The 21,053-nt window shown below is 74.4% G+C and carries 14 protein-coding genes; 6 read left to right on the plus strand and 8 right to left on the minus strand.

The window, feature by feature from the left end; all coding sequences use genetic code 11:
* Nucleotides 1–165 precede the first annotated feature (165 nt).
* Nucleotides 166–528, plus strand: coding sequence for a hypothetical protein (locus tag E1284_RS06420; protein WP_131938060.1), 363 nt, complete (start codon nt 166–168; stop codon nt 526–528).
* Nucleotides 529–577: 49 nt separating this feature from the next.
* Here E1284_RS06420 and E1284_RS06425 read toward each other — a convergent pair whose 3' ends face one another.
* The 3 genes from E1284_RS06425 to E1284_RS06435 are packed head-to-tail and all read right to left on the minus strand — an operon-like array spanning nt 578 to nt 3,186.
* The gene (locus E1284_RS06425) at nt 578–1,399 is read right to left on the minus strand and encodes an FAD:protein FMN transferase (protein WP_207923594.1); all 822 of its coding nucleotides are present in this window, start codon (nt 1,397–1,399) and stop codon (nt 578–580) included.
* Nucleotides 1,392–1,817 carry an FMN-binding protein gene (locus E1284_RS06430; RefSeq protein ID WP_131938061.1) on the minus strand — a complete coding sequence of 142 codons (426 nt, stop codon included), beginning with the start codon at nt 1,815–1,817 and terminating at the stop codon, nt 1,392–1,394. The genes E1284_RS06425 and E1284_RS06430 overlap by 8 nt, the downstream gene beginning before the upstream one ends.
* A 10-nt stretch (nt 1,818–1,827) precedes the next feature.
* On the minus strand, nt 1,828–3,186 hold the full coding sequence (locus E1284_RS06435; protein ID WP_131938062.1) for a ferredoxin reductase family protein: 1,359 nt from the start codon (nt 3,184–3,186) through the stop codon (nt 1,828–1,830).
* A 114-nt stretch (nt 3,187–3,300) separates the two neighbouring features.
* Between E1284_RS06435 and E1284_RS06440 the strand changes: the two genes are divergently transcribed.
* Nucleotides 3,301–4,038 (plus strand): response regulator transcription factor, encoded by a 738-nt coding sequence (locus E1284_RS06440; RefSeq protein ID WP_131938063.1) that lies wholly within the window; start codon nt 3,301–3,303, stop codon nt 4,036–4,038.
* Nucleotides 4,035–5,459, plus strand: coding sequence for a sensor histidine kinase (locus E1284_RS06445; protein ID WP_131938064.1), 1,425 nt, complete (start codon nt 4,035–4,037; stop codon nt 5,457–5,459). The genes E1284_RS06440 and E1284_RS06445 overlap by 4 nt, the downstream gene beginning before the upstream one ends.
* Nucleotides 5,460–5,633: 174 nt before the next feature.
* Here the strand turns inward: E1284_RS06445 and E1284_RS06450 are convergent, their stop codons facing one another.
* Nucleotides 5,634–5,948 carry a hypothetical protein gene (locus E1284_RS06450; protein WP_131938065.1) on the minus strand — a complete coding sequence of 105 codons (315 nt, stop codon included), beginning with the start codon at nt 5,946–5,948 and terminating at the stop codon, nt 5,634–5,636.
* On the opposite strand from E1284_RS06450, the gene E1284_RS06455 reads away from it, so the two are divergent.
* Nucleotides 5,947–8,658 (plus strand): cation-translocating P-type ATPase, encoded by a 2,712-nt coding sequence (locus tag E1284_RS06455; RefSeq protein WP_131938066.1) that lies wholly within the window; start codon nt 5,947–5,949, stop codon nt 8,656–8,658. The genes E1284_RS06450 and E1284_RS06455 overlap by 2 nt on opposite strands.
* 10 nt (nt 8,659–8,668) lie before the next feature.
* Here E1284_RS06455 and E1284_RS06460 read toward each other — a convergent pair whose 3' ends face one another.
* Complete coding sequence (locus tag E1284_RS06460) at nt 8,669–9,301, minus strand: flavodoxin domain-containing protein (RefSeq protein WP_131938067.1); 633 nt, start codon at nt 9,299–9,301, stop codon at nt 8,669–8,671.
* A gap of 416 nt (nt 9,302–9,717) precedes the next feature.
* Here E1284_RS06460 and E1284_RS06465 point away from each other — a divergent pair, with 416 nt between their 5' ends.
* Together E1284_RS06465 and E1284_RS06470 are read left to right on the plus strand one after the other, a co-directional pair.
* Entirely contained in the window at nt 9,718–10,605 is an 888-nt protein-coding gene (locus E1284_RS06465; protein WP_207923595.1) for an ABC transporter ATP-binding protein, read from the plus strand.
* Nucleotides 10,602–12,248: an ABC transporter permease gene (locus E1284_RS06470; protein WP_131938068.1), complete on the plus strand. Its 1,647-nt coding sequence runs from the start codon at nt 10,602–10,604 to the stop codon at nt 12,246–12,248. Before E1284_RS06465 ends, E1284_RS06470 begins: the two co-directional genes overlap by 4 nt.
* On the opposite strand, the gene E1284_RS06475 is transcribed toward E1284_RS06470, so the two are convergent.
* The 3 genes from E1284_RS06475 to E1284_RS06485 all read right to left on the minus strand — a co-directional run bounded on the left by E1284_RS06475 (nt 12,235) and on the right by E1284_RS06485 (nt 20,950).
* Nucleotides 12,235–16,953: a lysylphosphatidylglycerol synthase domain-containing protein gene (locus E1284_RS06475; protein ID WP_165965144.1), complete on the minus strand. Its 4,719-nt coding sequence runs from the start codon at nt 16,951–16,953 to the stop codon at nt 12,235–12,237. The genes E1284_RS06470 and E1284_RS06475 overlap by 14 nt on opposite strands.
* A 2-nt stretch (nt 16,954–16,955) precedes the next feature.
* A complete protein-coding gene (locus E1284_RS06480; protein WP_131938070.1) occupies nt 16,956–18,548 on the minus strand; it encodes a polysaccharide deacetylase family protein in 1,593 nt (530 codons plus the stop codon).
* Between the two features lie 98 nt (nt 18,549–18,646).
* Complete coding sequence (locus tag E1284_RS06485) at nt 18,647–20,950, minus strand: heavy metal translocating P-type ATPase (protein ID WP_243714295.1); 2,304 nt, start codon at nt 20,948–20,950, stop codon at nt 18,647–18,649.
* Between the last annotated feature and the right edge of the window lie 103 nt (nt 20,951–21,053).

Raw genomic sequence — 21,053 nt, forward strand, 5'->3', positions numbered from 1 at the left:
TATGCGATCGTCGGAAGCGTCAGATGTGTATAAGAGACAGCCCGCGGCACCCAGCGCTACGCCGTACTCGCCCACACCGAACCACGCCCCAACGGCACCCTCCCGCACTACGCACCGGCCGAACCCAAGACCCGCTGGTTCCCCGTCCAGCCGATCCAGGACGCCGTGACCGGCGCCCTTGGGCATGATGCCGCGCCCCGCACACTCTCCTACGACGAACGGCTGTTCGCCTACCTGCCCTGGCCCGGCTACACCGCGGTCGACCGCACCGCCGCCTCCAGCACCACCCACTGGGACGACCGGCACACCGCACTCGCCTCGCTCGCCTCGATCCCGGACCCGGACGCCTTCGCAGCCGCAGCCGCCCACACCCCCTACGGCCCCATCGACCTATTCATCCTGCACGCCGGGCCAGGCACCTGGACATGGAACGACATCCACTTCCGCCCCACCCAATTCACCCCAGCACACTTCACCGTGCGCACGCTCCCGAACGACACCGTGATCGCCATCCGCCGCACTCGGTGACGTCCGCCCGATATCGGTCGCCGCTCGGCGAAGCGATCGCGCAGGGCGTCTATCCCCGCATCGACCGTGGTCGGCCTTCACTTCGGTCAGGGACGCTGATGCCCTTGCGGGGGAGGAAGAGGGCGATGTCCTCGAAGCCGGTCGTGCACCATGCGGAGCCGTCCGAGGCCACCGCCAGTGCCTCGATGCCGGGATGGGCGTCCGTCCAGGCGCGTGCGCTGCCACCCATGGCGAAGGCGGCGGTGGCGAGCGCGTCCACGTCGGTGAGGTGCCGTCCGACCAGGGTGATGGAGGCGAGGCCCGTGGCGGGGCGCCCGGTGCGGGGGTCGATGATGTGGGCGCCGCGTTCGGTGCTGCCGGAGGTGGCGACGGCGAGGTCGTGTCCGGCCACGGCGGTGATGAGCCGGTCGCGGTGACGCGGGTCGGTGACGCCGATGTGCCAGGGGTGTCCCGGGTGGGCCTCTCCGCGCGCCTGGACGTCGCCGCCGCCGTTCACGCAGTGGTCGCGTGCACCGGCGTCGTGCAGGATCGTGGACGCACGCTCGACCGCCCACCCCTTGACCAGGCCGCTGGGGTCGAGCCGTCCACCGGGCCGGCAGGTGAACGCCCCACCCGTGAGGTGCTCCAACTCATCGCAGCGGCGCAGGACGTCGGCGACGTCGGGATCGCATTCGCCGACCGTGAGGCGCCCCTGGGCGAGGCACGTTATCTGGCTGTCGGGCCGGTAGGGGGAGAAGACGCGGTCGACGTGGTGTAGCCAGGCGACGGCCCGTGCCAGCGCCTCGGTCACGGCGGGGGAGGGGCCCGTGCGGATGTCGAACGTGACCGCCGTCCCCATCACGTGCTCGACGTGGCGGATCGCCTCAGGCATGGGCGCGGTCCAACGCGCTTTGCAGGGACGTGATGTATCCCTCGCTGGTGTAGGTCGCGCCGGAAACGGCGTCGATGCGGGCGCTGCCGGCCGTGACGGCCTCCTGGGTGAGCCGGGGGAGCGCCATGGCGGCGATCTCCCGGTCGCGGCCGTTCTCCGAAGGGGCGCGCAGCACCCGGACGGCGGTGAGCCGGCCCTTCGACATGGTGATCTCGACCTGGACCGGCCCGTACCGGGTGTCGACGCTCTGCCCCCGGTAGGTCCCGTCCGCGGTGGCCGCCGTCACGCCTCCGCCCGGCGCGCGCGGTTCGGGGGCGACCGGGCGCGTCACCGAGATCGCCTGGTGGTGCGGTTTCAGCGACAGCAGCAGGATGACGCCCGCGATGGTCGTCCCCGTCGTGATCGTGGCTCGGCGCATGCTCGGCCTCTCAGAACTCGAACGACTCGGTGCGGATGTGGCGGCGCCGCACGCCGGCCTGGCGCAGGGCCCGCAGTGCGGCGGCGGTCATGCCGGGCGGCCCGCACAGGTAGACGTCCCGGTGCCGGACGTCGGGGACGACCGACCGCAGTGCCCGCCCGGTCAGCGGCAGCGAGTACCCGGACGGCTCGTCCACGAAGTAGTGCACCCGGGCGCCCCGCGCGGCGGCGACCGCGTCGAGTTCGCGGCGCAGGGCCAGGTCCTGCGGGCGGCGCGCGAGGTAGACGAGGGTGACGTCGCCGGGGAGCGTCTCGAACAGGGTCCGCAGCGGGGTGACGCCGACGCCGCCGGCGAGCAGCAGCGCCCGGTCGTGGCGGGGGCGCGTGCCGGTGAAGCCGCCGTAGGGGCCCTCCGCCCACACCCGCGTCCCGGGGCGGAGCCGGGCGAGGGCGCGGCTGTGGTCCCCGGTCTGCTTGACGGTGATCCGGAGCCGGTGCCCGCGCGGCGGCTCCGACAGCGAGTAGGGGTTGGCGGCCCACCACAGGCCGGGCGCGAGGAACCGCCAGCGGAAGAACTGCCCCGGCTCGGCGCGCAGTCCGCCCAGGTCGCGTCCGGTCATGTAGACGGAGACGACCCCGGGGGCCTCGGTGTGGACGGCGGCGACCCGCAGCCCGTGCCGGAACCCGCTGATGACCGGTGTGAGGAAGCGGAACCAGGCGAGGGTCACGGCGACCCCGATGTACAGCGTGTACCAGGCGGCCCGCGCCCAGGCGCTGCCGACGAACTGGGCGCCGTTGGCGAGCTGGTGCGAGAAGGCCAGGAAGATCGCCAGGTAGGTCGCGAAGTGCAGGTAGTGCCATGTCTCGTACGGCAGCCTGCGCCGCGCCGCCCGTGCCGAGGTGATCCCGACGCCCAGCAGCAGGACGAACCCGGCGGTCCCCTTGAGCATCTCGGGGTAGTCGAGGACCACGGACACCGTCTGGTGGACGACGTCCGTGCGGGACGTCACCGCGTAACCCCAGATGATCAGCAGGACGTGCGCCATGACGAGCCAGACGGTGTACCGGCCGCCCATCGCGTGCCAGCGCGCCAGCCGGTCGGTGCCGACGCCCCGTTCCAGCGCGGGCACCCGTGCCATCAGGGCGAGCAGGACGGCGCATCCGTAGCCCGCGAGGAGGCCGGTGACGCGCCCGGCCTCGGTCAGCCAGCCGTCCAGCCCGGCGACCGAGCCGGTGCTCCGCCACCACAGCGCCAGCACCAGCGCCGCTCCCGCGTAGATCAGGAGCTGCGGCCACGAGGACGGGACGCGCCACGCCGGACGCGGCGGCCGGGTGACGGGCCGCGGGATGTCGGGTCTGGTCACGGTCATGCCGGCCACCCTGCCAACGCAATCTCTGCGTTCCCTCTGACACCGTGGGGAAGACGCCCCTTCAGAGCCGTTTCAGAGGAAACTCAGAGGTGGGAAAGGGAAGCTGGCCGCACTATGACGAGTGAATCCGGGGCCGCGAGCCTGCGGCGGACCGACGGCACGCCCGTCCGGGTCCTGGTCGTCGACGACGAGCCGGATCTGGCCGAGGTGCTCTCGCGCGTGCTGGCCTCCGAGGGCTGGGCGGTCCGCACCGCCGCCGACGGCGCCGGGGCGGTCGCCGCCGCCCGCGACTTCCGTCCGGATGCGGTGGTGCTGGACGTGATGCTTCCCGACATCGACGGCCTGCAGGTGCTGCGCCGGCTCCGCGCCGAGGCGCCGGAGGTGTGCGTGCTGTTCCTGACCGCGCGCGACGCCGTCGAGGACCGCATCGCCGGGATCACCGCGGGCGGCGACGACTACGTGACCAAGCCGTTCAGCCTGGAGGAGGTCCTGGCCCGGCTGCGCGGGCTGCTGCGCCGGGCCGGTTTGACCCGGCAGGCGGAGTCCGCGCGGCTGCTCACCGTCGGCGGCCTCGCCATGGACGAGGACGCCCGCGAGGTGACCCGCGACGGGCGGCTCGTCGAGCTGACCCCGACCGAGTTCGAGCTGCTGCGGTTCCTGATGCGCAACCCGCGCCGGGTGCTGTCCAAGGCGCAGATCCTCGACCGCGTCTGGGACTACGACTTCGGCGGCCAGGCCCACGTCGTCGAGCTGTACATCAGCTACCTGCGCAAGAAGATCGACGCGGGTCGGGCGCCGATGATCCACACCGTGCGCGGTGTCGGGTACGTCCTGAAACCGGAGGCTTCGTGAGGGCTCCGCGCACGCTGCGGGCCCGGCTCACCGCCGGGCTGGTCGTCCTGCTCGCGCTGAGCTGCCTCGCCGTCGGGACCGCCACCGCGGTGGCGCTCGACGGGTTCCTCGTCGGGCGGCTGGACGAGCAGCTGACCGCGTCCGGCGGCAGGTTCCCGGCGAGCCTGGAGCATGAGCGCCACCGGGACGCCGACAACGGCCCGGACACCCGCGGACAGGCGCCGGGAACCTTCGGCGCCCGGCTGTTCGGGGGCTCGGTGGCGCAGGCCGTGATCGTCCGCGGCGACGACGTCGAACCCGTTCCGCTCACCGCCGCCGACCGGCGCGGACTGGCCGCCGTCCCGCCCGACGGACGCGGCCGGTCGCTGTCGCTGTCGGCGCTGGAGGAGTACCGGATGGCGGCGGTGCGCGGCGACGACGGCGACGTGCTGGTCACCGGGCTGCCGCTGCATCCGGTCGAGGAGACCGTGCATCGCCTGATCCTGGTGGAGGCCGTCCTCTTCGCGGCCGTGCTCGCCGCCGCCGGGATCGCGGCGGCGGCCTGGGTGCGGCTGGCGCTGCGCCCGCTGCGCCGGGTCGCGGCCACCGCGTCCCGGGTCACTGAACTGCCACTGGCCAGCGGGGAGGTGGCGATGCCGGAGCGGGTCCCCGACGCCGACCCCCGCAGCGAGGTCGGCCAGGTAGGTGCGGCGCTGAACCTGATGCTCGGCCACGTCGAGAACGCGCTGGCCCGCCGCCATGCAAGCGAGGAGCGGCTGCGCCGGTTCGCCGCCGACGCCAGCCACGAGCTGCGCACGCCCGTCGCCGCCATCCGGGGCCACGCCGAACTCGCCCTGCGCACGTCCGAGCCCGTCCCGGCGGAGGTGCGGCACGCGCTCGGACGCATCGAGGCCGAGTCGGTGCGCATGTCCGAACTGGTCGACGACCTGCTGCTCCTCGCCCGCCTGGACGCCGGCCGCCCCCTGGACACCCGCCCGGTCGACCTGACCCGGCTCGTCCTGGACGCCACCGCCGACGCCCGCGCCGCAGGACCCGGTCACCGCTGGGAGCTGGTGCTCCCCGAGGAGCCGGTGACGGTCACCGGCGACGACCGGCGCCTTCACCAGCTGATCGCGAACCTGCTCGCCAACGCCCGCACCCACACGCCGCCCGGTACCCACGTCACCGTCCGGCTCGCCGCTCGCGGCGACGGCGCCGTCCTGGAGGTCGAGGACGACGGCCCCGGCATCCCGCCCGGGCGGCAGGACGAGATCTTCGACCGGTTCGTCCGCGCCGACCACGGCCGCTCCCGCGCCGCGGGCGGCACGGGCCTCGGGCTGGCGATCGTCCAGGCGGTGGCCGCCGCGCACGGCGGACGCGCCGAACTCGTCGGCGCCGACCGCACGATCTTCCGCGTGACGCTCCCGGCCTCAGGCCGGTGAGGCGCGCGAACCGAGGACCTTGGTCCCTGCCGGTAGCGGGGCCGGAGAGGTGGAATGGAGTCGGGCGGGAGAAGCCCAGGAAAGGGATGGAGAAGCGGGAGACCGCGCACCGTCCAGCTCGAAACGCTGCCTAAGCGGCGGAGGACTTCTCCCGCCTTCTGCATGGCCCCGCGGTCAGGTGAGGTGAGCGTCGAGTTCGGCCCGGCCGGGGAGCAGGCCTTCGGCGCCGCGTTCGGCCGGCTGCCCGAGCGGTTCGGCGGTGATCTGGAGGGCATGCTCGTCCAGGCCATGGCGGAGCAGGGCGTCGAGGTGCTGCGGCGCCGTCCAGGACGAGGTGTTCGGGGCAGTGGTGGTGATGTTCGGAGTCGGGAGCGTCGACGTGCTCGGCCATTCGGCCCGCCCGGCCGGGGCCGCGGCCGCCGATGCCCGCGCCCGCCTCCTACCCCGCCGCAGGTGGAACGCCCACCTGCGCCGACTCCGCTGAGCCATGCCCGCCAAACGGCATCACGCGGGAACCGCGACCGGCCCGGCCGAGCCGAGTGCCGATCCGCGGGAGCCGCTGCCGCTGCTGCGCAAGGAACTGGGCACCGGCGACCGGGGCCTGTCCGCGCGCGAGGCGGCCCGGCGGCTCGCGGTGTACGGGCCCAACCAGGTGCGGCGGCGGGAGAAGCGGTCGCTGGTGCGGCTGCTGTCGGGTCAGCTGGCTCATCCGCTGGCCCTGCTGCTGTGGGGCGCCGGAGCGCTGGCGTTCATCGCCGGGATGGGGGTGCTGGGCTGGGCGATCCTCGCGGTCATCCTGATCAACGCCGTCTTCGCGTTGCTGCAGGAGCACCAGGCCGAACGCGCGGTGGAGGCGCTGGCGGCCTACCTGCCCGAGCAGGCCCACGTCATCCGGGACGGGCGGCGGCAGGCCGTCGAGGCGGCCGGGCTGGTGCCGGGCGATCTGATCGTGCTGGCCGAGGGCGACAAGGTCCCGGCCGACGCCCGGTTGACCGATGGGGCGGTGGAGGCCGACCTGTCGATGCTGACCGGCGAGTCGGCGCCGGTGGAGCGGGTCGCGGCCGCCGCGGAGGAGGGCGCGCCGCTGCTGCGCGAACCCAACCTGGTGTTCTCCGGGACGACCTGTACCGGCGGCGAGGCGCAGGCGATCGTGTTCGCGACCGGCGGGCACACCGAACTGGGGCGCATCGCCGCGCTCAGCCAGCGCGCGCCGCGCCGCGACAGCCCGCTGGAGGTCCAGGTCAAGAAGGTGGCCTGGCTGATCGCGGCGGTCGCGGTCGGCATGGGCGTCGTCTTCCTGCTGATCGGCGCGCTCGTCGGGCTGCCGCTGAGGGACGCGCTGATGTTCGCGATCGGGCTGCTGGTCGCCAACGTCCCCGAGGGCCTCCTGCCGACCATCACCCTGGCGCTGGCGGTCGGCGTGCGCGTCCTGGCGAGGCAGGGCGCCGTCGTCAAGCGGCTCAGCGCGGTCGAGACGCTCGGCTCCACCAATGTCATCTGCACCGACAAGACCGGCACCCTCACCCAGAACCGCATGCGCCTCCAGGCCCACTGGACCCCGGAGACCGGGACCGTCACCGGCGCGGCCCCGCCCGCCGAACTCGCGCAGGCGATGACCGAGTGCACGACGGTCTCCGCTGCCGAGAACGGCGACCTGCAGGGTGATCCGACCGAGATCGCCCTGGTCGAGGGAGCCGGGCCCGATGCGGCCGCGCGGCTGGCCGCCCGGGACGAGCGGCACCGCGCGATCTTCCGGTTCGACGCGCGGCTGCGGCTGATGTCCACGGTCGGGCAGCGCGGCGACCATCTCACCGTCTACGTCAAGGGCGCACCCGAAGCCGTCCTCGCCCGGACCACCGGCGCCGGCCGCGCTGCGGTCATGGCCGTCGTGGACGACCTCGCGCGCCGGGGACTGCGGGTCCTGGCGGTGGCCGTCCGGGATCTCCCGGCCGGCGCCGGGGTGCCCGAGCGCCGGGAGGAGGCCGAGACCGGGCTCCGCCTCCTCGGACTGGTCGGGCTCTACGATCCGCCGCGCCCGCAGGTCGCGGACGCGGTGCGCCGCTGCCACGACGCGGGGCTGCGCGTCCACATCGTCACCGGCGACAACGGCGCAACGGCGGCCGCCGTCGCCGCGGAAGTGGGCATCGGCGTCCCCCGGCTCCAGGTGGTCGCCGAGTCCGAGCAGGTCCACGACCATGAGCTGGACGAGCTGCTGACCGGCGATGCCGAGATCGTCTTCGCCCGCTCGTCCCCGGAGACCAAGCTGAAGGTCGCCGACGCGCTGCGCGCTCACGGCCAGGTCGTGGCGATGACCGGGGACGGCGCCAACGACGCGCCGGCTCTGCACCAGGCCCACATCGGCGTGGCGATGGGACGTTCGGGCACCGATGTGGCCCGCGAGGCGTCCACCATGGTGCTGACCGACGACAACTTCGCCACCATCGTCAGCGCGATCGAATCCGGACGCCGCGTCTACGACAACGTCCGCAAGTTCATCCTGTACATCTTCGCCCACGCCGTCCCGGAGATCGTCCCGTTCCTGGTGTTCGCGCTCAGCGGCGGCCTGGTCCCCCTCCCGCTCACCGTGCTGCAGATCCTCGCGATCGACCTGGGGACCGAGACGCTGCCCGCGCTCGCGCTCGGCCGCGAGCCCGCCGAGCCCGGCATCATGAACCGCCCGCCGCGCCGCTCCTCCCAGGGCGTCATCTCCCGCGACATGTTGATCCGCGCCTGGGGCTACCTCGGCCTGGTCTCCGCCGTCCTGGTCATGCTCGTGTTCTTCTACGTCCTGTGGCGTGCCGGCTGGCACCCCGGCGACCCCACCGGAAAGGGCGCCGCCCTGCACCACGCCTACCTGACCGCCACCACCGCGACGTTCGCGGGCCTGGTCACCTGCCAGATCGGCACTGCCATGGCCGCCCGCACCGACCACGCCTCGCTCCGCGAGGTGGGCCTCACCACGAACCCGCTGCTACTGGCGGGCATAGCCTTCGAACTGCTGTTCGCCGCCGCCCTGATCTACCTCCCCCCATTGCAGCACCTGTTCGGCACCGCCGCCCTGCCCTGGGACGTCCTGGCCATCATCGCCGTGTTCCCGCTCATCGTCTGGGGCACCGACGAACTCCGCCGATGGAACCGTCGCCATCGAGGTCATCAGGCTGCCGAGCCGGCCGAGCGCGCCCGATCGGCGGCCGGGTAGGCCGGCGCAGTCAGGGATGGTGATCATCATTGTCGCGGCGGGTGTCGCTCTCCTGCTCAGGGCCCTCCACCCCGGCGCCCGCGGTGCTGGGCGGCACTGCGACTCCGGTGGCGGGTTCCGGCGCGGGTGCCGACCCGCCGGACGCCAGTTCGTCCGCGATCCTCGCCGCCCAGGCGTCGATCGACGGCCAGTCGCGGTAGTCGCCGTACCGGATCCCGAGCAGCCCGCAGATCAGGCGCCCGGCGAGAGGGATGTGCTCGCGCCGGAAGGCCCCGGAGAAGAGCCGGTGTTCGCGGGCGTCGAGCGTCCGGTGCAGGTCGTCTGCCAGCAGGGCCTCCTCCTTGGGGCCGTAGCCGCGCCACGGGCCGCGCAGCGCGGCGGGCATCCCGACGCTGAACAGCCACACCGGCCGCTCGGCGAGGACGGCGCGCTCCCGCCGCAGGAAGCCGGTCGCCTCGGCCAGCCAGGCTCGGCTGTGGACGGCGCTGCCGAGCACGAACGCCCTGTAGGCGCCGGCGTCGCCCACACCGCTCATGGCGGAGACTTCGACCCGCTCACCGTGTTCGGTCAGTACCGCCGCGATCCGTTCGGCGATGCTGCGCGTGGACCCGTGCGCGCTTGCGTATGCCACCAGGACCGTCATGTCCTCACCTCCAGCCCGCGTTGTGCGGACTCCCGGGGCCGTGGCCCCTCGTCAGGCGAAGCCGACGGCGTCCTTTCAGCCGACGGCGGCCGCGACGGGGCGCACGAACCGCTTGTCGAGTCGAGTGATGCGCAGGATCCGCGCCATCTGCGGCCGGACGCCGGTCAGCGTGGCATGGACGCCCATGACCGCTCCTTTCGTGAACCCCGCCAGTGGCACCAGGTTCCGTTGTCGCCCACTGCGCCGCCAGGGACCAACGTCCCGATGACATCCGGGCTGAAGACGGCCGGTCTGTGATCGGGTCCGCGGCGGCCCGTCGGCAGGTGCCGAAGGACGGGCGGTGACGGGACCTTTGGCCGCTGCCGAACGCCGATCACTTCTCTAGCTTCGGGAGCGGGATCGTGAGGAGGTGCGCCGTGGTCGCGTCGGCGATACGGACCGAGGGCCTGACCAAGCGTTTCGGGCCGGTGGTCGCGGTGGACGGGCTCGACCTGAGGGTCGCCCGCGGGGAGATCTTCGGATTCCTGGGGCCGAACGGTGCCGGGAAATCGACGACGATCCGGTTGCTGCTCGGCCTCGTCCGGCCGACGTCCGGCAGGGCGTGGCTCATGGACGTTCCGGTCGGGGACGTCGAGCGCGCTCACCGGCACGTCGGCTACGTCGCCGGGGACGTGGCGCTCTGGCCGCAGCTGACCGGGATGGAGACGCTCACCTATCTCGGGAACCTGCACGGCCAGGTGGACGTGCCGTTCCGGGACGAGCTCGTCGAGCGGCTGCGGTTCGACCCGGGCATGCGGGCCCGCTCCTACTCCAAGGGGAACCGGCAGAAGCTCGCGCTGATCGCGGCGCTGATGACCCGGCCGGACGTGCTCCTGCTGGACGAGCCGACGTCCGGTCTGGACCCGCTCATGGAGGCCGAGTTCCAGGCCCTGGTCCGGGAGGCGGCCGGCCGGGGGCAGACCGTCTTCCTGTCCTCCCACATCCTGGACCAGGTCCAGGACGTCTGCCACCGGGTGGCGATCCTGCGCGAGGGGCGGCTGGCCGAGGTCGCCGCGCTGGAGGACCTGCGCGGCCTCGGCGGGACGGTGCTGGAGGCGATCGTCGACGGACCCGTCCCCGACCTCGCCGGCGTCCCCGGCGTGACCGGGGTGGAGCCCATCGACGGCGGCGTGCGGGTGTCGGTCAGCGGACCGCCCTCGGCGGTGCTGTCCCGGCTGAGCGCGTTGCCGCTGGTCCGGCTGCGCAGCCACGAGCCGACCCTGGAAGAGATCTTCCTGAGCTACTACGAGGCGGCGGAACGATGAGCAGGGCCGTTCCGGTGCGCCAGGCCGCCGTCCGCCCCGGCCTGGAACGCGGGCACTCGGCGTCGCTGCGGGTCGCGTGGCTGACCGTCCGCCTGATCCGGCGCGGCGTCGGCTGGCTCGTGCCGGTCGTCGCGTTCTATGTCGCGGTCGAGGTCTTCTCCTACGAGCAGACCTATCCCGATGCGGCCTCCCGGCAGAAGCTGGCGTCGCTCTCGGATGATCCCGCGATGCGGATGCTGCAGGGCATCCCGCACGCGGTCGACACACCGGGCGGATTCGTCGCCTGGGACGCGGGCTGGATGCTGGCGGCGGTCACCGGCATCTGGGCGCTGCTCGTCGCGGGGCGGCTGCTGCGCGGCGAGGAGGAGTCCGGCCGCGGCGAGCTCGTCCTGGCCGGGCCGATCCGTCCGGCCCGAGTCGTCCTGGTGCAGGAGGCGGTGATCGCCGGTGCGGCGCTTGCGGCCGGCGCGTCCGCCGCCGTCATGCTGGCGCTGATGGGCGCGGGCGCGGAGGGTTCGGCGGTGTTCGGTCTCGGGCTCGCCGGGTTCGCCGCGACCTTCGCGGGCGTCGCGGCCGTGCTCGCCCAGCTCTTCCAGGTACGGCGGCGCGTGACCGCCGCCTCGGCCGCGGTCTTCGGACTGTCCTTCCTGCTGCGGATGGCCGCCAACAGCGCCGACTCGCGAGGCTGGCTGCGCTGGTTCACGCCCTTCGGCTGGCTCGACGAACTGCACGCCTACCGCGATCCCGGCCGGCCGGCGCTCGCCGTCCTGCTGGCGGCTCCCGTCCTCCTGGCGTTCGCCGCCGTCGCGTTGCGGACCCGGCGCGACACCGCCGGTGCGTTGATCACCGAGCCGGACCGCGCCCGAGCCCGGCTGCGGCTGCTCGGCGGCCCGGCGGCCTTCGCCTGGCGCGGCACCCGCGGCATGCTGGCCGGCTGGCTGCTCGGCATCGCCGGGTACGCGTTCGTCGCCGGCGCGCTGATCGTCACCGCCCTCGACTTCATGGCCGACGACCCGAACTACCGGCGCGTTCTGGAGACGATCGGGTGGGACGCCGCGGACGTTGCCGAGGGGTTCGCCGGGATCATGGGGATCCTCATCGGCCTGCTCATCGCCCTGTACGCCTGCTGGCGGGTCGGCGCGGCCCGCGCCGAGGAGGCCGCCGGACGGCTGGACCACGTCCTCGCGCGTCCCGTCGGCCGTCGCCGGTGGCTCGGCGGCCATGTCGTCCTGGCCCTGGCTTCGGCGCTGTTGCTGGCGCTGGCCGCGGCGGCCGCGATGTGGGCCGGCGGCGCCGCCACGGGCGCCGGAATAGGGTTCGCCGACATGCTCGCCGCCAACCTCAACCCGCTGCCGGTCGCCGTCCTGGCCACGGGCTTCGCGGTGCTTCTGTTCGGGGTCAGGCCCCGGCTGACCGTCCCCGGCTCGGCCGCGGCGGTCGTCATCGCCTACCTGGTCGAGATGATCGGCCCCGCACTGGACTGGCCGGACGCGGTGCTGGACGCCTCCCCGTTCCACCACCTCGCCGGCGTCCCGGCGGAACCGTTCGAGCCCGTCGCCGCCGCCGTCATGATCGCGGTCGGCGCGCTGCTCACCGCAGTCGGCATGCTGCGCTTCGAGCGCCGGGACCTCACCGGCGACTGAACGTGCGGAACGCCAGGGCGGCGGGCGGGATCGGGAGCCAGAAGCTGAGGATCCGGTAGACCAGCACGGTCAGGACGGCTTCCGTGGGCCCCGTCCCCAGGGTGACCAGGGCGAGGACGAGCACGGGTTCGACGAGTCCGAGCCCGCCCGGGAGGGGACCGAGGAGACGCAGCGGAACCAGCAGGAGGTAGACCGCGGCCAGAGCGGCGGGGGAGAGCGGCACGTCCATGGCGTGGCCCACGGCCAGGAACGCCAGTACGGAGCAGCTGGTCACCGCGGTGTTGCCGGCCAGGAGCGCGATCAGGCGCCGGGGCCGGCGCATCCGCCCGGGCAGGCCCGCCGCGGCCGCCCTCAGCTGCAGCACGAGCTCCGCCCGGCGGCGCCACAGCTGCGCCGTCCCCAGAGCGGCGACGGCCGAGACGAGCAGGACCAGCGGCAGGGACCAGGTCGGTGCACGGAGCGTCTCCCGCCCCTGCACCGCGGCGGAGGCCAGTGCGAGGGCCAAGGCGACCAGGTGGACGAACGCGCCCGTCAACCGGGTGAGCGCGACCGTCGCGACGGCTTCGTACGGCCCGGCTCCATGGTCGCGGAGGTAGGTACCGAGGACGGCGGCGCCGCCCCGGCCGGTCGGGTGCTGGCGGGACGCGTAGGACGCGGCGACCTGCCGCACGCAGGTGCGCCCGAAGGCGAGGTCGCGCGTGGAGGCCCCCATCAGGGAGAGCGCGCCCGCCGCATAGGAGGCCGCCACCAGCAGCAGGGCGACGAAGAGCCAGCGCACGCCGGCGTCCGCGAGGACGGCCGCGGGGGAGCGCAGGCCCGCGATGCCGATGAGGGCGTGGTAGGTCGCGTAGCCTGCGAGGACGAGCAGCAGCAGGAACCACGGCCGGGACGGGATCCGCGACAGCGGGCGAGGGGCGGCACGGGTCGCCCCCGCACGGGTCGCCGCGGTGCGCAACTCGTCCAGGAGCCCGGGGGTGTCCCGCAGTTCCATCCGGGTGGATCGTGCCAGCGCCAGCGGCTGGAGGTAGGGGGCGGCGGCCTCGACGGCGGATGCTCCGAGCACGTCCACGGCCGCTTGGACCGACCGCCGCGGGTCGGTCAGGAGTGCCGTGGAGACCAGGAGTTCGGCCACGTCCTGGGCCAGCCGCCCGTCGCCGGCGGCGTCCTCGGCGAAGCCGAAGTCGACGAGCACCGGGTCACCGCCGGTGTCGATGAGCACGTTCGCCAGGCGCAGATCGCGGTGCGCGATCCGTGCCTTGCGGAGCTTGGCGACCTCACCCCACAGGCGGCGGAGGGAGGTGTCGTCCAGCGAGGTCGGCGGCCGGCCGCCGGTGTCGACGGTCTCCTCGGCGAGGATCCACGTGCCCGCTCCGGCGGGCGCCACACCGAGGACGGCGGGCACGCGCGCACCTGCGGACGCCGCGCGCATCAGCATGTACGCCTCATGCTCCACCTGGCGTTTGGGGCTCGCCATCGGCGTCTCGTCCTCGACCTCGCGGTAGAGGAGGAATCGGGCCGCCTTGAACAGCAGGTCGGCGTCGCGTTGATCGCGGCCGAGCGCCTTGACGAAGGCCGTGCGCCCGTCGGGGGAGCGGGCGGTGAAGGGGACCGAGCCGCGGGCGTCGGCCTTCACCGGCTCGACGAGGGAACCCGCCAGGCCGCAGCGGGCGAGGCCGGCGGCGACCTGCGCCGGCGTCGGGACGTGGTCGGGCGTGCCGCGCGCGAGGTGCACGGCGCCGCCCACCGCCCAGCCGAGGGCCGCCCCGGCGACGACGTCGAGCGGGAAGTGGGCGCCCACGTAGACGCGGGCCAGCGGGACGGCGACGGCGACCGCCCACAGGACCCACCGGACGGGGCGGCGGACGTGCGCGGCGGCCACGGTGGCGAGGGCGGCGGCCACGGCCGCGTGGCCGGAGACGAAGCCGAGCCCGCCCTCGTGCGCCCCCCGCAGCACGACCTCCGACAGCAGTGCGCCGGGGCGTCCGCGGTCGGCGGCGTCCTTGACCAGCTTGGCGAGCAGCCAGGCCAGGGAGCCGGCGAGGGCCAGGTCGACGGCGAGCCGGACCCGGCGCACGCCGAGGGCCGCCGCCGCCGTCACCCCGACGGCGCCGAGCGCACCCGTCTGCATCACGACGTCGACCGGCCAGAACAACCAGCCGGGCAGATCGTTGACGAGCCGGAAGACGCCGGCCTCGGGGCGCAGCAGGAACCCGTCGGCGGCGAAGACGGCAAGGGAGAGGCAGACCGCGAGCCCCGCGGCGAGACGTATCACGTCACCGGGGTGCCGCGCGGTGGCGGGCGCGTCCGGCGGGAACGGCCCGGGGACAGCGAACGCCCGGCGGAGCCGTGGCCTTCGCCCGCCGGCCGCGGGCCGTGCGGGCGCCGCCGGGCCGAGGGCGCGCAGAGCGGCGGCCGCCGCTCGGTCGCGGGTCGTGACCGCGGAGGTCATCGCGACCAGTCTGGCCGCGTCCTCGTCGAGCAATGCCGGCGCCGTGTCGGTCTCCGCCCGTCCCCAGCCGACGATCCAGGGGCGTCCGCGCGCATCGATCAGGACGTTGTCGGGCAGGAGGTCGCGGTGGGCGATGCGGTCGTGCCGCAGGGCCGCGCACTGCCGCCACAGGTCGTCCAGTGCCTCCTGCGCGAGCCCTTCGGCCGTGCCGAGCGGATGCGCGTCGATGTGGTCCATGATCAGCGCCCAGCTGCCCGGACCGGCCTCCGCCACGAACCGGACGGACGGTACCCGCGCGCCGGCCCGGCGGGCGCGCATGAGCAGGTACCCCTCGTGCTCGGCCAGGTGCTTGGCGGTGGCGAACGGAGGCTCGCCCGGCCTGCGCCGCCACAGCCGGCCGAGCCGGTGCAGGACGTCGGCGTCGCGCTGGTCGCGCCCGACGACCTTCACGAAGAGCCGTCCGGCGGATGTCGCCGCGGTGTACGGGACGGCGTGCCGCAGGTCGCCGGACACCGTGCGCACCTCCGTGACCGTGAGCCCATGGCGCGTGAGCGTCTCGCGTATCGCCGCGAGCCGGGGACGGTGCGCGGGCGTTCCGATGAGCAGGAGTGCCGCCGCGCCCACGGCCCAGCCCATGGCTGCGCCGCCGAGCACGTCCACGGGGAAGTGCGCCCCCACGTACATCCTGGCCGCGCCGACGGCGGCGACCACCGCCCAGAGGACCCGCCGGTATGGACGAGGGAGGTAGGCGCCCGCCACCGTCACCAGCGCCGCGGCGACGGCGGTGTGACCGGCGACGAAGCCCGTACCGAACGCCGTGGCATCGGATCGGAGGGCGACGTCGTCCAGCAGTGCGGCGGGACGAGGGCGTCCGGAGACGTCCTTGACGACCTTGGCCAGCACCCATGCGAGCGTTCCGCCCATGGCGAGCGTGATGGCGAGCCGGAACCGGCGGACAGCCGCGGCGCCCGAAGCCGCGACTGCGACCGCGCCGACCCAGCCGGCCTGCATCAACAGCCACATCGGCAACTGAACGGCGTCCGGAAGGTCGTTGACAAGCCGGAAAAGGTCGGCGTCCCAGCCGGGCACGCCCCGGCTCACCGCGACCAGCACCCCCAGTGCACCGAGGGCGAGCACCAGCCGCACCGCGTCCATCGGATGGCGGAACGCGGCCTCGTGCGACCGGGCGGAGGCCGCCGGGCGGCGCCACCGCCACCACGCCCACGCCGCGCCGCCCGCCGGAAGGTAGAGCAGGTAGGTGAAGAAGCGGAACAGCAGGACGCCGGCGGTGGCGGCGGGCAGGTCCGCGCCGGTGAGGTCGAGTCCGCCGATCAGCGCGAGTTCGAGGACGCCCGCGCCGCCGGGGGTGAGGGGGACGGCGGTGACCTGGCGGGCCACCGTGTAGACGGCGAAGGCCTCCAGCACCCCGACCCGGGACACGCCCGCCGCCTGCAGCGACACGTACAGCACCGCGAACACGCAGACGTGGTAGCCGACGGCGGACAGCGTCAGCGCCGGCCAGTGGGCGCGGATCAGCTCGCGGGCCTCGCCCTGGAACCGTCCGACGTCACGGGTGTAGTCGGCGATCCTGCGGTGCAGCAGCCGTGCGAGGGGCCGCGCGGCCCGGGAGAGGCCGGCCGCGATCGTGGAGGCCGCACGGTCGCTCCACAGCATGACGACGGTCACCGCGATCAGGACGGCGGCGAGCCCCAGCCCGGCGGCGCCCGCCCCGCGCACTCCGGGAGGGACGTCCGACGCCATGGCGAGCAGACCGAGCGCGAGCAGCGGCAGCGTCAGCCGCGCGGCGAGGTTCCAGATCCCCGTCACCAGTACCTGCAGCGCGATCGGGCCCGCCCGGAAACCGAGGTCCCGGGACATCGTGACGTTCAGTGCCGCGCCGGCCGCGCCCCCGCCCGGCAGGGCGTAGGACAGGCCGGTGGTCACGACATTGATGACGGACGCGGGCCCGAGCCGCAGCCCGGGTAGCGCCGCGCTGAGGCCGATGGCCGACAGCAGCACCGACAGCCCCGTGAACGCCGACAGCAGCATCAGGTCCAGGGCGCTCACGCGCGTCCGCAGGATGTCGGCGACCTTCTCCAGATCGACGAGGTCGGGCAGCACCTTGCCGAAGATCGCGGCGACGACGAGGAGGGGGAGGACGCGGCCGAACCAGATCCGGCCGCGTCCCCGTCTCGCCGCATGGTCCCCGGCGGCCTGCGGGCGGGCGGATCCGCCCTCGGCGGTCTGGACGCCCACCGTCAGGGGATGAGCGCGTCGAGGGTGGTGAAGGAGTAGCCGGCGTCGCGGAGCCCCTTGATGATCGCGGGGAGCGCGTCGGCGTCCAGCGTGGTGCCGTCGTCGGGGTTGGCGCCCACGTGCATCAGCACGATCATCCCCGGGGTCTTGGCGGCCAGGACGCGGGTGGCGACCTTGTCGGCGGTCTGCCCGCCGGAGGTGCCCTGCCAGCCGAGCGAGTCGACCGTCCACCCGACCGGGACGTAGCCCAGGCCGTTCAGCAGCGTCACATCCGAGGCGGTGTAGGCGCCGTAGGGGAAGCGGAACAGCGGCACCGCCTGCGCGCCATTGGTGTTGAAGATCGCGGTGCGCGCGGCGGTGACCTGCGTCTTCGCCGTCGCGTCGCTGATCTTGGTGAAGTCGGGGTGGGTGTCGCTGTGGTCGCCGATCCGGAACCCCGACCCGGCCAGCAGGTTGCTGTAGACCGGGAAGCCGCGTGCGAAGTCGCCGACCAGGAAGAACGTCGCCGGGACGTTCTCGCGCTGCAGGGTCGCCCGGATCGAGGAGACTCCGGAGGCGTCCCACGCCGAGTCGAACGTCAGCGCGGCGACCTTGGACGTGGTGGAGATCTTGGTGACGTTCTTGCCGCGCAGCGCGGACGGCACGCCGGGCGGCGGCCCGGGAACCCACGCCTGCACATCGGTCGTCCAGGTGGTGCCGGTGATGGTGCGGCTCCAGAACGCCCCGTCCCGGCCGCGTCCGACCGACACGGTCCTGCCGCCGGCGAAGGCGGCGCCGGGCCCGTCGACGTACAGGCCGCCCATGATCTGCCAGTCGCCCCACGACCCGGCGTAGGCGCGGACGCGCAGCCGGTGGGTGCCGGCGTTGCGGACGAACACCCAGACCTTCCCGGTCGCGGTGTCGGCGGCGATGCCGGGGGTGCTGTAGGTGCTCTCGCCGAGCGACGCCCAGTCCGACCAGGCGGTGCCGGTACGGGTCCGGGTCCAGACGGCGTGGTCGCGGCCGGTGACCACGACGCGGACGGTATCGGTGCCGGTCACGGCGACGGCGGGCGCGGAGTCCGCCGTCATGTCCAGGGCGGTCCAGGCGCTCCAGCCGGTACCGGGGGTGTAGGTCCTGGTCTGTAGCTTGTCGGTGGCGTCGCGGACGAACACCTCGACGCGCCCGTCCGGGTGCCCCGCGGCGGCGGGCGAGGTGCTGATGAGCAGGTCGTCGACCTTCGCCCAGGGCTGCCAGGTGCCGTCGACGCGGATGCGCTCCCACAGCCTGCCGTCGACGCCGCGCCCGTACACGTGGGGGTCGCCTCCGGCGAAGGCGACGGCGGCGCCGCCGATCAGGTGTCCGGCCAGGTTGAGCGGCGCGGACCAGGCCCCGTCGACGAACTGCCGGTACAGCACGTTGGTGGTGGAGGCCCGGTAGGCGACGTCGAACCCGTTGCCGCCGGGCCGGCCGGCGATGCCGGGGGTGTAGGTGGGGACGTCCTCGGTCGCCGCCGCGCGAGCCGCCGCGATGGAGGAGGACGCGGGCAGGGCGGGCGCGGTCACCAGGGTCGCGGGGAGCAGCACCGCCGTCGAGAACGCTGCGAGGCGTCGCATCGGAGTTCACCGTCCTTCGGTGGGGATTCCAGCGTCCGCCCGCATGTCCGCGCGGAGGAGTGACGAAGGTCCCGGCACCGCCGCCGAACGTCGGTGCGTCAGGGCTTGGGGGTGTCGTGCACGTCGGCGAGGACGAAGTAGTTCTCCTCCTCCTGCGCGAAATGCAGCCGCAGGACCGCGTACAGCTCCTGGACGGTCCGGCGCAGATCGCTCCCGGGCTCCGGAGCCCCGGGTGCGGACCGCAGTTCCGCGATGAGCGCGCCGATGCGGCGCGTCAGCTCGGCGATCTCGGTGTGGCCGCGACTCATCGCCCCGGTGGGGTCGGCGCCGCCGAGGGCTTGCGCGACCGCGGGGTAGAGCAGCCGCTCGTCCTTGCGCTCGTGTTCGGCGAGGTCGGTCAGGAAGCCCGCCAGCGCGTTCAGTGCGGCGTCCCGCTCCCGGCCGCCGGAGGTCGCGATCGTGTCCGCCAGGACGGGCAGCCGGTCGATGCGCGGCCACAGCGCGCGGTGCTCCTCGTCCAGCCGCCGGACGAGCTCGGCGGCGTCGCCGCGCAGCCGCGGCTCCCGGTCGCGGCCCGGGCCGAGCGCGCGCAGCGCGGCGAGGATCGCGGCGACGTCGATGCCCTCCTGGAGCAGTGCGCCGGCCGCGGGGGTCAGCAGCCCGAACGCCGCGACGACCATCGCGGCCAGCGACAGGCCCATTCCGGCGACCACGCTCTGCCGGGCGACCGAGCGGGTGCGCCGCGCGATGGCGAGGGTCTCGGCGAGCCGTTCCAGCCGGTCCACCGTGATCACCACATCGGCCGCCTCCGACGACGCCGTGGCGCCCCGGGCGCCGAGCGCGACGCCGACTCCGGCCGCGGCGAGCGCGGGCGCGTCGTTGACCCCGTCGCCGACCATCACGGTCGCCGCCCGCTCGCTCTCCGCGCGTGCGACCTCCACCTTCTCCGCCGGGGCGAGACCGGCGTGCACGGCGTCCGCGCCGACCAGTTCGCCGATCGAGTTCGCGACGTCCGCGCGATCACCGGTCACCATCACGGTGCGCTCGATGCCGGCCCGGCGCAGCAACCGGAACGTGCGCGGCGCGTCCGGGCGGATCCGGTCGCGCAGGAGCAGGACGGCGGCGGCCCTCCCGTCCACCCCGACGAACACCGTGATCGCACCGCGTGCGGCGGCCCGGCGGCGCACCCGCTCCAGCCAGGCCGGATCGGCGTCGCCGGCCCAGCTCGCCTTGCCGACGCTCACCCGATGGCCGCACACAACGCCGCGCACGCCCTGCCCGGCGGTCTCGGCGACGTCCGACGGCGCGGCGAGCGCCAGCCCGCGCTCATGCGCTCCGCGCACGATCGCCGAGGCCAGTACGTGCGGCGACACCTGGTCGAGAGAGGCGGCCAGCATCAGCGGATCACCGGCGGGCGCCGGGCGGGCCGGGATGATCTCGGCGAGCGCGGGGTGTCCCGTGGTGACGGTGCCGGTCTTGTCGAACAGCAGCACCCGTGCCCCGGCCAGCCGCTCCAGTGCGCTCCCGCCCTTCACCACCACGCCCCGCCGCGCGCAGCGCGACAGGCCGGACACGAACGCGATCGGCGCGGCCAGGATCAGCGGGCAGGGCGTTGCCACCACCAGTACCGCCACGGCCCGCACCGGATCCCCGGCGGCTGCCCACGCCGCCCCGGCCAGCACCAGCGTCACCGGGATGAACAGGGCCGAATACCGGTCGGCGAGCCGCACGAACGGCGCGCTCTCGGCCGCGGCCTCCTCGGTCAGCCGCACGATCCCCGCGTAGGTGCTGGAGGCCGCGTCGTTGGTCGCGCGCAGCTCGAAGGGCCGCCCCGAGTTGACGGCGCCGCTGCGCACCGCGCCGCCCGCCGGATGCTCCTGCGGCAGCGCCTCGCCGGTGAGCGTCGACTCGTCCAGGACGGCCGTCCCGCCCTCCACCAGCCCGTCGACCGGTACGACCTCGCCCGGGCGGACCAGGAGCCGGTCGCCCGGACGCACCTCGGCGACATCGACCGTGTCCAGGCCGCCGCCGTCCGCCCGGCGGTGCGCGACGCGCGGCGCCAGCGACAGCAGCGCGCCCAGATCCCGGCGGGCCCGCCGCCCCGCGCGGTCCTCCAGCAGCCGCCCGCCGGTCAGCATCACCGCGATCACGGCGCCCGCGAGAGCCTCGCCGACCGCGATCGTCCCCGCCAGCGCGAGGACCGCGATCACATCGCTGCCGAACCTGCGGTGCAGCAGCCCGGTCACGACCCACCAGACCGCCGGGACGAGCGCGAGCACCGTCACCAGCAGCCAGACCAGGTCGCCGGCGCCCGCCCCGACCGTCCAGCGGACGACGGTACCCGCCGCCAACCCGCCGCCGGTCAGGGTGAGCAGAACCCCGGGACCACGTCGCGTGATCACACCCCGCATGTCCACCTCGCCGTTCCGTCGTAGCCGGAACCTTCACACTTCCCACCCGGCGCCACCGTTCCCAGGGGCGGCGGACTCGGTGGCACCGGGCACA

Origin of the sequence: Actinomadura bangladeshensis, assembly GCF_004348335.1 — a bacterium.
GTDB lineage: Bacteria > Actinomycetota > Actinomycetes > Streptosporangiales > Streptosporangiaceae > Spirillospora > Spirillospora bangladeshensis.

Coding starts and splice junctions, on each gene's coding strand:
- E1284_RS06425 (WP_207923594.1), bottom strand. CDS start 1,399: ATGCCTGAGGCGATCCGCCACGTCGAGCACGTGATGGGGACGGCGGTC.
- E1284_RS06430 (WP_131938061.1), bottom strand. CDS start 1,817: ATGCGCCGAGCCACGATCACGACGGGGACGACCATCGCGGGCGTCATC.
- E1284_RS06435 (WP_131938062.1), bottom strand. CDS start 3,186: ATGACCGTGACCAGACCCGACATCCCGCGGCCCGTCACCCGGCCGCCG.
- E1284_RS06440 (WP_131938063.1), top strand. CDS start 3,301: ATGACGAGTGAATCCGGGGCCGCGAGCCTGCGGCGGACCGACGGCACG.
- E1284_RS06455 (WP_131938066.1), top strand. CDS start 5,947: ATGCCCGCCAAACGGCATCACGCGGGAACCGCGACCGGCCCGGCCGAG.
- E1284_RS06450 (WP_131938065.1), bottom strand. CDS start 5,948: ATGGCTCAGCGGAGTCGGCGCAGGTGGGCGTTCCACCTGCGGCGGGGT.
- E1284_RS06460 (WP_131938067.1), bottom strand. CDS start 9,301: ATGACGGTCCTGGTGGCATACGCAAGCGCGCACGGGTCCACGCGCAGC.
- E1284_RS06470 (WP_131938068.1), top strand. CDS start 10,602: ATGAGCAGGGCCGTTCCGGTGCGCCAGGCCGCCGTCCGCCCCGGCCTG.
- E1284_RS06480 (WP_131938070.1), bottom strand. CDS start 18,548: ATGCGACGCCTCGCAGCGTTCTCGACGGCGGTGCTGCTCCCCGCGACC.